We start from the raw sequence: 13,398 nt of genomic DNA, 5'->3' as shown, positions 1-13,398 counted from the left end.
ACTTTCCCTTGCGGCCCGCCGGAATTCCGGCGCCGGCACCTCACGAACGGCCGTCAGTCGCGCCGCCCGCGCCCCGGGGCCGGCGCCCCGGTGGCCGGCGGTTCCGTATTTCCCTGCTCGTCGGGCCGGTACTTCCCGATCCTCGGCTCCTCGATGGTCCCGTCCGCGTTGATCTTCGGCAGGGTCTTCTGCGGTGTGGGCAGCAGCGCCTTCTTCGGGTCGACCGCACCCTTCCCGTCGACGCCGTAGAGCGCGCTGTAGATGTTCCGCACGGCGGGGGCCGAGGCGCCGGAGCCGGTGCCGCCCTGCGCGATCGTCATCACCACCGCGTAGTCGTCGCTGTAGGTGGCGAACCACGAGGTGGTCTGCTTCCCGTAGACCTCCGCCGTGCCCGTCTTGGCGCGCAGCGGGATCCGGTTCTGCGGCCAGCCGCCGAAGCGCCAGGCGGCCGACCCCCGGGTGACGACGCCCGCGAGGGCCTGGTCCATCTCGTCGCGCAACTGCTTGGTCACGGGCAGTTTCCCGCGCGCCTTGGGGGCGAGCTCCCGCACCTTCTTCCCGTCCGGGCTGATCACCGCCTTGCCGATGGAGGGCGTGTAGAGCGTGCCGCCGTTGGCGAGGGCCGCGTAGACGCTCGCCATCTGGATGGGTGTGACGAGGGTGTCGCCCTGGCCGATGGAGTAGTTCACGGCGTCGCCGGCGCGCAGCAGGTTGCCGCCGCGGCAGTTGTCGTAGGCGATCCGCTCGGCGTAGCCGCCGTCCTTCTTGCCCTGTTTGCACCAGGCGTCCTTGTTGGCCTCCCAGTACCGCTGCTTCCACCGGCGGTCGGGGACCCGGCCCGGGACCTCGTTCGGCAGGTCGATCCCGGTGGTCCTGCCCAGGCCGAACCGGTGGGCCGTCCGGAAGAACCAGTCGCCGGCGCCGTCCTTCGCCCGGAGCCCGCCGTCCGTTCGCCACTCGTCGTGGGCGAGCCGGTAGAAGACGGTGTCGCAGGAGACCTCCAGGGCGCGGCCCAGGGAGATCGGGCCGTGGTTCGCCGACTCGAAGTTTTTGAAGACCTGGCTGCCGATCCGGTACGAGCTGGAGCAGTCGTAGGGCCCCTCGTAGGAGTGGCCCGCGTCGACCGCGGCCGTGGTGGAGACCACCTTGAAGATCGAACCGGGCGCCGACTGGCCCTGGATCGCGCGGTTGAGCAGCGGGTGGTGGGAGTCCTCGCCGGTGAGCTTGCGGTAGTCGGCGGCCGAGATGCCGCCCACCCAGGCGTTCGGGTCGTACGTCGGCGCGGACGCCATGGCCACCACGCGCCCCGTCCGCGCCTCCATCACCACGACGGCGCCGGAGTCCGCCTTGTAGTTCTCGCCGGTGTTGTGGTCCCACTCCTTGCGGGCGGCCTTCATGGCCTCGTTCAGCTCGTACTCGGCGACCCGCTGGACGCGGGCGTCGATGCTGGTGACGAGGTTCGAGCCGGGCACGGGCGGGTCGCTCTCGGCCGTGCCGATGACGCGTCCCAGCTTGTCGACCTCGTGCCGGGTCACACCGGCCCTGCCACGCAGCACCTCGTCGTACTGCCGCTCCAGCCCGGACCGGCCGATCATGTCCGAGCGCAGGTAGGGCGAGTCGCTGTCCTTGGCCCGCGCCACCTCCTCGTCGGTGACGGGGGAGAGGTAGCCGAGGACCTGCGCGGTGTTGGCCTCGCCGGGGGCGGGGTAGCGGCGCACGGCCGTGGGCTCGGCGGTGATGCCGGGGAAGTCCTCGGCGCGCTCCCGGATCTGGAGCGCCTGCCGGGTGGTGGCCTTGTCGGTGATCGGGATCGGCTGGTACGGAGAACCGTTCCAGCACGGCCGGGGCGTCTTCGCGTCACACAGCCGGACCTTGGCCATGACCTCCTTCGGGTCCATCCCCAGCAGCCCGGCGAGCCGGGTCAGCACCGCCTTGCCGCGGTCCTTCGCCTTCGACAGCTCGGTGCGGGACGCGGAGACGACGAGGCGGCTCTCGTTGTCCGCCAGCGGCACGCCGCGCGCGTCGAGGATCGACCCGCGCACGGCGGGCTGGACGGACCGCTGGACGCGGTTGCCGGTCGCCTCCGCCGCGTACTCGTCCCCCTTGCGGATCTGGAGGTACCAGAGCCGCCCGCCCAGGGTCAGGAGCAGCGAGAAGACGAGGATCTGGACGACGACGAGCCGTATGCGGATCCGTGGCGTCCGGCCGCCGGTCTCCGGGATGTTGGTCACGCGCGGCATTCCCCCCACAGGAACCGAACAGTCGTACCAGCAGCAGAGCTTAGGCGACGCGGGGGGAGCGCGGCATCGGGGGGGCGTGTGGCGTCGGGGGCTCGGCGCCGGGCTGACCCGGCGCCGACTCGGCGCCGGCCCGGACCGGCCGGGGGGATCCGGGCCGGCTCTGGATCACCCGCATCGGCCCGGACCAGCCGATCCGGCCCCGGGCCACAGCCACACCCGCACCGGCCCGGCCGGATCAGCCGATCCGGGTGATCCGCGTACCGAAGGACGGCTCCTTGAGCGCCGACTTCAACACGACGGGCACCTTCCCGGCCTCCGCCCCGTCCCCGGTGCTCGCGGTGAGCTCGCCGACGACGGTCCCGCGCCCGGCCGTACGGGCGAGGGCCCGGCCGCCGTCGCGGAAGGTGACCCGCACCCGCTGCCCCGGGAGGCCGACGACGGTGAGGTCCTTGGCGGCCACGACGGGCGTCCGGCCGCCGAACCCGTCGTCGACATGCCCGACGACCTGCCCCTTGCGCACGGCGGTGCCGGTGGTCAGCCCCTTGCGGACGGCCGCGACGACCTTCCTGCTGTTCTCCAGCACCAGCGCGAGGCTGTTGGCGCCGTTCGGGTCCGGGCCGGTGACGTGCTGGTCCATCATCGTGCCGAGGATCAGCCGCTCCACGCCGTCGACCTTCGTCCGCGCGGCCCACGACAGCGTGCCGCCGGCCGGGGTGTTGGAACCGGTCTTGATGCCCTCGACGCCGAGCCCGGCGGTCAGCAGCGGGGCGTTGTTGTTGTCGATGTGCCCGGCGCCCGGGATGTCGGCGCCGACCATGGAGACGACCGACCGGAACGCGTCCGACTTCATCACGGCGTCGGCCAGCTTGAGCTGGTCGACGGCGGTGCTGACGGTCCCGCGGCCGAGGCCGCTGGGGTCGGTGTAGGTGGTGTTCCGCATGCCGAGCGCCTTGGCGGCGTCGTTCATCTTCCGCACGAACGCGGTCTCGTTTTTGGTGTGGGTGTCCCAACGCGCGAGCATCCGGGCGATGTTGTTCCCCGACGGGATCATCAGCATGCGCAGCATGTCCAGCTCGCTGAAGGACTGCCCCTCCTGGAGCCCCTCGACCCGGGACTCGTCCTCGGCCGTCCCGTCCGTCACGGTCTTGGCGTCGATGGTGATCCGCGGACCCTGCTCGCCCTTGGCGAGAGGGTGCTCGCGCAGGATGACGTAAGCGGTCATGATCTTGGCGACACTGGCGGTCGGAACGGGCTTCTCCGCCCCGAACGTCCCGATGGTCCCGCCCCCGGCGACCATGACGGCCCCCTGCCCCTTCCCCGGCCACGGAATCGTGAACCGACCCCCCGGAACGGTGACCGTCGCGGCGGCCTTCCGCACCTTCAACTCGGGTTCGGGCAACGGCCGCACCATCTGCACGACCAGGAACACGACGACGAGCAGCGCGAGAACGCCCCCACCCAGCGCGACCGGCCGCCGCACGGCCGCCTGGACCACGCCCCGCACGCCCGCGCCACGCACCCCCGCACCGGCGGGCTCGGCGGCTGAGGCATCGCCCTCGTCACGGACACCACCGTCGGCCTTCTCCGCGACCCTCGCCGGGCCGGGCGCGGGAACGGCGACCTTGACGGCCCCGCCGCCCGCGCCCTGGGCTCCCGCCCCGGACCGCCCGGCACCTTCACCACCGCCGGCGTCGTCCTTTGCCTCGGCCTTGGAGACGGCCGGAGGCTTCGCCGCGGCCGCGCCCTTGGGCTTGGCGGTGTCGCCACCGCTGCCACCGGGGCTTGTCTTCCCCTCACCCTCGAACCCGGCGGCCCCGCGCGCCCTGCCCGCGCCACCCGTGGCGCGGGGCCCGGAGGCGACGGAGGCACCGTCCGCCTCCGCCCGGGCATCGCCCTCCGCCGGCGCCGCACCCTGGGCAGGGGGCTCCGACTCGGCGCCATCCGCGCCCTCGTCCGCAGCTTCCGGGCCGGCCGAGACGCCGGCTTCACCGTCGCTCTCGGACACGCCCCCGTCCGCCCCTCCGGCGCGGGAGGCGGAGGCGACATCGGCCTCCACCCCTCCCGTGCCGCCGGGCTCGGCCCCGGCCTCGCCGGTGGCAGGGGTGCCGGACTCGCTCTTGGCCGCGAGCTCGGCTCTTCCGGACTTGCCGCGCGTCTCCGCCCTGTCCGTGCCGCCGGATTCGGCTCCGGCGTCGGCCTTGCCGGCGGATTCGGCGGCTGGGGTGCCGGGCTTGCTCTTGGCGGTGGGCTCGGTCTTCCCGGACTCGCTGTCGGTGGCTGTCCCGTCCGTGCCGTCGGACGTGGCCCCGACGCCGGCCTGGTCCCCGGCTTTGCCGGTGGATTCGGCGGCTCGGGTGTCGGGCTTGTCCTTGGCGCCTGGTCCGGTCTTCCCGGACTCGCTGTCGGTCTCCGCCCCGTTCGTACCGTCGGCCTCGACCTCACTGGCGGCAGGGGCGGCGGGCGTGCCCTGGGCCGCGGGCTCGGCCTTCCGGGACGTGCTGCCGGCCTCCGCCACGGTGTCACCGGACTCGGCCGCGGCCCGGTCCTCGGCCTCGCCGGAGGCGACGGCGGCAGGGCCGCCCGCCTTGCCCGAGGGGCCAGGCTCGGCCTTCTCGCCGAACTCGCCGGTTTCACCGGCCTCGTCCGTACCGGGCTCGTCCCCGACCCGCGACGTGGTCTTGTCCGCGTCGCCGGCCTTGACCCGGTCCTCGGAGGCGGCGGAAGACTCGCCGTCCGCAGGAGGAGCCGGTTCGCCTTCGGCGTCCGCGACCACCGCACTGCCCGCCCCGGTACGTGCGGTGCTCTCGGACGCACTGCCGGCAGAGGACTTGGGGCCGGGGCCGCTCTCGGCCTCGGACCGGCGAGTGCCTCCACTGCTCGCCTCGGCCTCGTCCGTGCCGTTCGGCGCGGCGGGGTTTCCGGCGGCGAGGACGCGTTCGGTCCCGCCTTCGGCATCGGCCGAGGCTTCGCTGTCGGGGCTGGACTCGGTTCCGGCCGCGTCCTCGCCACGAGCGGTGGGCGCTCCGGTATCGGTGTCGGCCCTGTCACCGGATCGGGGTCCGCCCTCGGCGTCGGCTGTCACCTGGCCGGAGATCTCGGCGCGAGGTCCCACCCCGGCGTCGGCCGCCGCGCCACGCGCAGCCCCCTGCCGTCGGGATCCCGCCTCGGACTCGCGGGAAGCGCCGGCCTCCGGCCCGGCAGCGGACCGCGCCGAAGCGTCCGCGGCCGGGGCGTCGCCCGCGAGGCCGTCCGTTCCGCCGGAGGCGGTCCCGGCGGTCGCCTGTCCCGGCGACGCGGTGGCGCCCGAAGCGGCCGCCTCACGTTCTTCGGAGGAGACGTCCGCCCGCGTCGGCTGCTCGTCGGGTGCGTCGGGGGATCGGCCCGCCATCCATGTCTCCTACGTCGCGTGTCCAGGTGCCGCGGGCCGGTGTCACGCCCGGCGGACCCGGCGGTCCACGGCTGACACACTCAGGTGCGCCCGAGCACCGCGAACGCGGGAAAGGACGGTGTGCGGAGGGACGCCGGGAACCGGACTCCGTACAGGCCCTCCCCCTGGGCCTGAAGGCCGTTCACCGTACGGCGGCGCCAGCGTAACCGATCACTGTTCGACGTCGTCCCGTCCGTCCGGACCGCCGGCGCTGCCGCGGCCGGAGGGTCCTGTGCTCCAGGTGCTCCCGACCCGTCGACGGCTCTGGACAACGTCGTCGTCACTCGTGTGCGGACCGGCCTGCGCGTTGCCGGAAACCGTGCCGCACCCTCGCCGCCGACGGATGGACAGCCATGGGCGAGCTCGCCGCACTCATGCGCGGATTGGCGTGTCCGCTCGGGGAAGCCACCGCCCCCCGGCACCCTCACCCACGAGCGCGCGGAAAATCTGAGAAGCCGCCATCGTGCGGGGCACGTGAGGGGGACGACATGGACCCGCGCCGACGGGTGACGGTTCCTGGTGCTGGAGGTGTTCCGGCCGCGCGCGCCCGACAGGGCGCGGTTCGAGAGCGCGGGAAGCATCGGTGCGGCTCCGTCCCGGGCATCCGCGGTGAACAGGATCCCGGCCCCTGGACTTGCCCGGCCCCGGTCTTGCCCGGCCCCGGTCTTGCCCGGCCCCGGTCTTGCCCGGCGGCCGGGGCGTGGTCGGCCACGCGGCACGGTGGCTGCGTTGTCGCGGGAGCTGTCTTTGCCGCGATCGCCTACCGGATAGATTCGCCCCATGCCCAGCCGCCTCCTCGAACTCCGCGTCGAGAACTTCCGAAGCCTGCGAGACGTGACCGTCCCGCTTGGTCCGCTGACCGTCCTGGTGGGGCCGAACGGTGTGGGCAAGTCGAACGTGCTGAAGGTCTTCGATTTCCTTGCCGACATCATTCGCACGGACCTTCAGCCGGCGCTCGACGTGCGCGGCGGGTTCGACGAGGTTGCCTTCTGGGGCGGCAACAAGCCCCCCACCTTCATGCGCGTCCAGTTGAAAGCGACCTGGACAAGCAACTCCACACTCAACGCGCCTGACCAGTACAGTCTCACGATCCGGCGCCGATCCCTGCCGGCGAACCGGGACAGCAGCCGGGCCGCCTACACCCTGTCCCGCGAAGAGAGCTTCGCATTCAAGCGAACTCAAGGGAGGGGACGGCGCATCACCATTTCCGGCGAGGAAGCGCGCGTGGTCGACAGGCGCGCGGGCAAGGAGGAAGGCGCCGGGAGGTTCGGTATCCGCAGACTGAGCAGTGGCTTGTCCACGCTTCCCAGGCTCGGTCCCGCGGACGGCGGTGACGAGGTGACCCGCGTTGCGGAACGCCTCTCATCCTTGCGTTGTCGAGGAGCTCAAGAGCTGGTGAGCACCCGAGTACCGGAGGGCGTGCCGGGTTCCCATGAGTGCCGCCAGGTCTCGTCCGTCTTGTCCGCGCGGGTCTTCCGCGAACGGATGGCGGGGACGTTCACGGCCCCGGCCGGCCTGAGGGAGCGAGTCAAAGTCCCGTGCCCGGTCCATGGCGCCCGTCGGCAGCCGGATCCGTCCACGCATACGAGAAGCCCCGCCTCACCGGTTTCGGCGGTAGGCGGGGTCTTCCGGCACTTCCTGCGAAGTGCCCCCGGCAGGATTCGAACCTGCGCACACGGCTCCGGAGGCCGTTGCTCTATCCCCTGAGCTACGGGGGCGTGTCTTCCGGTCGCGGTCTCGCTCGCGGCGACAGGAAGAACAGTACCAGCTCCGGGCGGGTGATCCGTAACGGGTTCCGGCACGGGGCAACGGGTGCCGGAGGGCCGGAGGGTGGGGCCGGGTCGCTCTCGGGGGTGGAAGTGGGGAAAACCCGGACGCGGTGCGGTGGGCGCGCCTACCCTCGGGGTGTGCCTGGCTTGCCCGGCCGGGTCCTCGTTGTCGACGACAACAGGGTCATCCGGCAGTTGATCAGGGTCAACCTCGAGCTCGAGGGCTTCGAGGTCGTGACCGCGGCCGATGGTGCCGAGTGCCTGGAGATCGTGCACCGGGTGCGCCCCGACGTCGTGACCCTCGACTTCGTGATGCCCCGGCTCGACGGACTGCGGACGGCGGCGCGGCTGCGGGACGACGTGCGGACGCGGGACATACCCATCGCCATCATCAGCGCGTGCACACAGCTCGATGGGGAGGGCGGGCCGCCCGCCGGAGTGGACGCGTTTCTGGCGAAGCCCTTCGAGCCGGCGGAGCTGGTGCGGATGGTGTGGGGGCTGCTCCTGGGGCGCGGGGTGCGTGACGGGGGCGAGGGGGAGGCGGGGGAGACGGCGTCCGGGGACGCCGGGGCCGTGATGCGGCCGGCCGGCTGACCACGGCAGCGGCCCGGCGTGCGGACGGTTCACGGTGATGAGGGTGACGACGGCCGGCCCCGAGGACGGATGTAAGGGGCATGTCCGGGGAACATCGGGGAAACCGGCTGGCGGAGCGCCCCTCTTCCTCCCCTAGGCTTGCCCTGTGACCCCAGCGGATCTCTCCCGTACCGTGCTGCGCGCCGTGCGTCGTGCCATCGACGCCGACGAGCTGCGCGCCGTGGCGCCGGCCGCGGTCGGGATCCGGGTGCCGCCGCACCCGGGCAGTGGGGACTACGCCACCGAAGTCGCCCTGCGGCTGGCCAAGGAGAGCGGACGGCCCGCCCGGGAGGTCGCCGAGCTGCTGCGGCGCCGGCTGGTACGGGAGCCCGGGATCGCCCGGGTCGACATCGCCGGTCCCGGGTTCCTCAACATCACCCTCGCGGGCGCCCCGCACGCGCGGCTCGTACGGGACGTCCTCGCGCGGCGCGTGCAGTCCGAGCCGCTTCCGCTGCGGCCCTCCGACGAGCTCGTCCGGCGGCTCGGGTCCGACGCCGCCCGCTGGAGCCTGCTCAGCCCGCCCGGCCTCGACCGCGGCCTGCTGCTGGTGCAGCGCGAGGCCAACCCCCTCTTCCGGGTGCGGTACGCCCACTCCCGCTGCCGCGCCCTGCTGCGCAACGCCCACGACCTCGGGTTCGGGCCCGCTGTCGCCGACGACTCAGGCACCGACGACTTCGGCGCCGGCTCCGGGCCGCTGATAACCGCCCTCGCCGACCACCCTCGCATCGTCGGCGCCCGTGACCCCGAGCGGCTCGCGCGGGCCCTGGAGCGCCTGGCCGACGCCTTCCTCCGCTGGCAGGCGTCGTGTCCGACGCTGCCCCGGGGGGACGAGAAACCCTCGGTCGTCCACCGCGCCCGCCTGGCCCTCGCCGAGGCCACGGGCACGGTGCTCGCCGACGGCCTCCACCAGCTCGGCATCACCGCACCCGCACACCTCTGAGACCCGCACCTCTCCGAGACCCGCATCTCCAAGACCCCCGCGTCTCCGAGAACCGCGTCTCCGAGCCCCCCACATCTCTGAGCATCTGAGGAGATCAGCGCCATGAGCCGCTCCGCGCACCCCGCCGGGCCCCGCTACGCCGACGTCCTGCCCGAGGGCCACCACCCGGCGCCCCCCGCCGACCTCAACGCCCTCCACCCGCGCGTCTGGTCGCGCACCGTCTCCCGGAACGAGGACGGCGTCGCCACCGTCGGCGGGCTGGACGTCAAGCGGCTGGCCGAGGAGTTCGGCACGCCCGCCTACTTCCTCGACGAGGACGACTTCCGGGCCCGCTGCCGCGCCTGGCGCGAGGCGTTCGGGCCGGACGCGGACGTCTTCTACGCGGGGAAGGCGTTCCTGTCGCGGGCCGTCGTGCGCTGGCTGACCGAGGAGGGGCTCAACCTCGACGTCTGCTCCGCCGGCGAGCTGGCCACCGCGCTCGACGCGGGCATGCCCGCCGAGCGGATCGCCCTGCACGGCAACAACAAGTCGGCCGAGGAGATCACCCGGGCCGTCGAGGCGGGCGTCGGGCGGATCGTCGTCGACTCCTTCCAGGAGATCGTGCGCGTCGCGCACACCGCCCAGCGGGCCGGGAAGCGGCAGCGGGTGCAGATCCGCGTCACGGTCGGCGTCGAGGCGCACACGCACGAGTTCATCGCCACCGCCCACGAGGACCAGAAGTTCGGGCTGCCGCTGGCCGGCGGCCAGGCGGCCGAGGCCGTCCGCCGCGCGCTCAAGCTGGACGGGCTCGAACTGATCGGCATCCACTCGCACATCGGCTCGCAGATCTTCGACACCTCCGGCTTCGAGGTGGCGGCGCACCGCGTCGTCGGCCTGCTCCGTGAGATCCGCGACGAGCACGGCGTCGAGCTGCCCGAGATCGACCTCGGCGGTGGCCTCGGCATCGCCTACACCCCGGACGACGACCCCCGCGAGCCGCAGGAGATCGCCACCGCGCTGCGGGCCATCGTCGAGCGCGAGTGCGCGGCCGCCGGGCTCGCGGTGCCGCGCCTGTCCGTCGAGCCGGGGCGTGCGATCGTCGGTCCCACCGCCTTCACGCTGTACGAGGTGGGGACGGTCAAGGAGCTTCCCGGGCTGCGGACGTACGTCAGCGTCGACGGCGGCATGTCCGACAACATCCGTACCGCGCTCTACGACGCCGACTACTCGGTGTCCCTGGTATCGCGTACGTCGACCGCCGGGCCGATGCTCTCCCGCGTCGTCGGCAAGCACTGCGAGTCCGGTGACATCGTGGTCCGCGACGCCTTCCTGCCCGCCGACGTCGCCCCCGGCGACCTCCTCGCCGTGCCCGCGACCGGCGCCTACTGCCGCTCGATGGCCAGCAACTACAACCACGCGCTGCGGCCCCCGGTCGTGGTGGTGAAGGACGGCGCGGCCCGGGTGATCGTCCGGCGGGAGACGGAAGAGGACCTGCTCCGGCTCGACGTCGGCTGACGGAAGCGGAGAGCGGAGCCGAGGCCCCCGCAAGCCGCCCCGAAACCGGCCGGCGGATGACGGAATCTCGGATACTGGACGGGGGAGGGAAAGCCTCCGACCGGTGAGTGAGACTGGTGTACCACCCAAGATGTACGAGAAACGAGGTCGGATGATGCGTACGCGTCCGCTGAAAGTGGCGCTGCTGGGCTGTGGAGTGGTCGGCTCCGAGGTGACGCGCATCATGACGACGCACGCCGACGACCTCGCGGCCCGGATCGGCGCCCCGGTCGAGCTGGCCGGCATCGCGGTGCGCCGGCCCGACCGGGTCCGGGCCGGGGTGCCCGCCGAGCTGATCACCACCGACGCGACCGCCCTGGTCAAACGGGGCGACATCGACGTCGTCGTCGAGGTCATCGGCGGCATCGAGCCCGCCCGCACGCTGATCACCACCGCCTTCGAGCACGGCGCGAGCGTCGTCTCGGCCAACAAGGCGCTGCTCGCCGAGGACGGCGCCGCCCTGCACGCCGCCGCCGGGCAGCACGGTACGGACCTCTACTACGAGGCCGCCGTCGCCGGCGCCATCCCGCTGATCCGCCCGCTGCGCGAGTCCCTCGCCGGCGACAAGGTCAACCGGGTCCTCGGCATCGTCAACGGCACCACCAACTTCATCCTCGACAAGATGGACTCCACGGGCGCGGGCTACCAGGAGGCCCTGGACGAGGCCACCGCCCTCGGCTACGCCGAGGCGGACCCCACCGCCGACGTCGAGGGCTTCGACGCCGCCGCCAAGGCCGCGATCCTGGCCGGCATCGCCTTCCACACCCGGGTGCGCCTCGACGACGTCCACCGCGAGGGCATGACGGAGGTCACGGCCGCCGACTTCGCCTCCGCGAAACAGATGGGCTGCACCATCAAGCTGCTGGCCATCTGCGAGCGCGCCGCCGACGGCCGGTCGGTCACCGCCCGCGTCCACCCCGCGATGATCCCGCTGAGCCACCCGCTGGCCTCGGTCCGCGAGGCGTACAACGCGGTGTTCGTCGAGGCCGAGGCCGCCGGGCAGCTGATGTTCTACGGGCCGGGCGCCGGCGGCGCGCCGACCGCCTCCGCGGTCCTCGGCGACCTGGTCGCCGTCTGCCGCAACAAGCTGGCCGGGACCACCGGGCCGGGTGAGTCGGCGTACGCGCGGCTCACCGTCAGCCCTATGGACGACGTCGTCACGCGCTACCACATCAGCCTCGACGTCGCCGACAAGCCGGGCGTCCTCGCCCAGGTGGCCACGGTCTTCGCCGAGCACGGGGTCTCCATCGACACCGTTCGCCAGCAGGGCAAGGACGGCGAGGCGGCGCTCGTCGTCGTCACGCACCGGGCCCCCGACGCCGCCCTGTCGGCGACCGTCGAGGCCCTGCGCAGGCTCGACACGGTGCGCGGCGTCGCCAGCATCATGCGCGTCGAAGGTGAGTAGGGGAGCAAGGAAGACCATGTCTGCGAACAACGGCAACGCCGCCACCCGTCAGTGGCGCGGCATCATCGAGGAGTACCGCGACCGCCTCCCGGTCTCCGCGGACACGCCGGTGGTCACCCTGCGCGAGGGCGGCACGCCCCTGGTGCCGGCCCAGGTGCTCTCCGAGCGCACCGGCTGCGAGGTGCACCTCAAGGTGGAGGGCGCCAACCCCACCGGCTCCTTCAAGGACCGCGGGATGACGATGGCCATCACCCGGGCGAAGGAGGAGGGCGCGAAGGCCGTCATCTGCGCCTCCACGGGCAACACCTCCGCGTCCGCCGCGGCCTACGCCGTGCGCGCCGGGATGGTCTGCGCCGTCCTGGTGCCCGAGGGCAAGATCGCGCTCGGCAAGATGGGCCAGGCCCTGGTGCACGGCGCCCGCATCCTCCAGGTCGACGGCAACTTCGACGACTGCCTGGACCTGGCTCGCGCCCTGGCCGACAACTACCCGGTGGCGCTGGTCAATTCGGTCAATCCGGTGCGCATCGAGGGGCAGAAGACCGCCGCCTTCGAGATCGTGGACGCGCTCGGCGACGCCCCGGACATCCACGTCCTGCCGGTGGGTAACGCGGGCAACATCACCGCGTACTGGAAGGGGTACCGGGAGTACGCCGCCGACGGCATCGCCTCCCGCACCCCGCGCATGTGGGGCTACCAGGCGTCCGGCTCGGCGCCGATCGTGCGCGGCGAGCCGGTGAAGGAGCCGCACACCATCGCCACCGCCATCCGCATCGGCAACCCCGCCTCCTGGCGGTTCGCCGAGCGGGCGCGCGACGAGTCCGGCGGGCACATCGACGAGGTGACCGACCGCCAGATCCTCGCCGCCTACCGGCTGTTGGCCGCTCAGGAGGGTGTCTTCGTCGAGCCCGCCTCGGCGGCGAGCGTCGCCGGTCTGCTGAAGGCGGCCGAGCAGGGCAAGGTGGATCCGGGCCAGCGCATCGTCTGTACGGTCACGGGCAACGGCCTCAAGGACCCCGACTGGGCGGTGGCCGGTGCCCCGCAGCCGGTCACCGTCCCGGTGGACGCGGCCGCGGCGGCCGAGCGCCTCGGGCTCGCGTAACGGCCGTTCCCCGGCGCGCGGGTCCGCCCGCGTACCGGCCCGCCCCCGGGCGGCCGTCCCAGGACGGGACGGCCGCCCGGCCTCCGCAAAGGCGCCGGCACATCCCGGCGCGGGGCGCGACACGACGGAACACGAGGAGACCCTGAAGAAAGGAGAAGGGCGGAAAATTTCGCCCGCTCCCCTTCGGACCCGCGAATTCCCAGGTCACAACCCCGACGAAAGCCCGCCAAAATCGACACGGGGCACGGCTTGGCGTGCGACACGCATCGCGCGCCTCCTGTGCGCCCTATGTCGCCACAGAACCTTCCTTCGATAGGCTGTCCTCACTCCGCCCCGTCGCAGACCCAAGCCG

Annotated in this window: 7 protein-coding genes, 1 tRNA gene and 1 pseudogene; 6 read left to right on the top strand and 3 right to left on the bottom strand. The window is 73.0% G+C overall.

Annotated elements, in window-relative coordinates:
- Positions 1-53 precede the first annotated feature (53 nt).
- Both mrdA and K7I03_RS33790 read right to left on the bottom strand, forming a co-directional pair.
- The gene (gene mrdA / locus K7I03_RS10230) at positions 54-2,231 is read right to left on the bottom strand and encodes a penicillin-binding protein 2 (protein ID WP_185940178.1); all 2,178 of its coding nucleotides are present in this window, start codon (positions 2,229-2,231) and stop codon (positions 54-56) included.
- 244 nt (positions 2,232-2,475) lie between these two features.
- Entirely contained in the window at positions 2,476-5,628 is a 3,153-nt protein-coding gene (locus K7I03_RS33790) for a D-alanyl-D-alanine carboxypeptidase (protein WP_263457558.1), read from the bottom strand.
- Positions 5,629-6,447: 819 nt separating this feature from the next.
- Here K7I03_RS33790 and K7I03_RS34290 point away from each other — a divergent pair.
- Positions 6,448-7,041, top strand: a pseudogene (locus K7I03_RS34290) (AAA family ATPase); the annotation flags it as partial.
- Positions 7,042-7,313: 272 nt separating this feature from the next.
- On the opposite strand, the gene K7I03_RS10210 reads toward K7I03_RS34290, so the two are convergent.
- A tRNA-Arg gene (locus K7I03_RS10210) sits at positions 7,314-7,385 on the bottom strand.
- 141 nt (positions 7,386-7,526) lie between these two features.
- Between K7I03_RS10210 and K7I03_RS10205 the strand changes: the two genes are divergently transcribed.
- The 5 genes from K7I03_RS10205 (at position 7,527) to thrC (ending at position 13,046) form a co-directional block, all read left to right on the top strand.
- Positions 7,527-8,030: a response regulator gene (locus K7I03_RS10205; protein ID WP_185940204.1), complete on the top strand. Its 504-nt coding sequence runs from the start codon at positions 7,527-7,529 to the stop codon at positions 8,028-8,030.
- 145 nt (positions 8,031-8,175) lie between these two features.
- The gene (gene nrtL / locus K7I03_RS10200; protein WP_185940177.1) at positions 8,176-9,009 is read left to right on the top strand and encodes an ArgS-related anticodon-binding protein NrtL; all 834 of its coding nucleotides are present in this window, start codon (positions 8,176-8,178) and stop codon (positions 9,007-9,009) included.
- Between the two features lie 102 nt (positions 9,010-9,111).
- Complete coding sequence (gene lysA / locus K7I03_RS10195; protein ID WP_185940176.1) at positions 9,112-10,503, top strand: diaminopimelate decarboxylase; 1,392 nt, start codon at positions 9,112-9,114, stop codon at positions 10,501-10,503.
- 151 nt (positions 10,504-10,654) lie between these two features.
- The gene (locus K7I03_RS10190) at positions 10,655-11,947 is read left to right on the top strand and encodes a homoserine dehydrogenase (RefSeq protein ID WP_185940175.1); all 1,293 of its coding nucleotides are present in this window, start codon (positions 10,655-10,657) and stop codon (positions 11,945-11,947) included.
- Between the two features lie 16 nt (positions 11,948-11,963).
- Positions 11,964-13,046 carry a threonine synthase gene (gene thrC / locus K7I03_RS10185; protein ID WP_185940174.1) on the top strand — a complete coding sequence of 361 codons (1,083 nt, stop codon included), beginning with the start codon at positions 11,964-11,966 and terminating at the stop codon, positions 13,044-13,046.
- Positions 13,047-13,398 lie beyond the last annotated feature (352 nt).

The organism is Streptomyces mobaraensis, assembly GCF_020099395.1.
In the GTDB taxonomy this organism is placed as follows: domain Bacteria; phylum Actinomycetota; class Actinomycetes; order Streptomycetales; family Streptomycetaceae; genus Streptomyces.
Note: the sequence above shows the minus strand (reverse complement) of the source record. Positions and strands in the feature narration are given on the sequence as shown.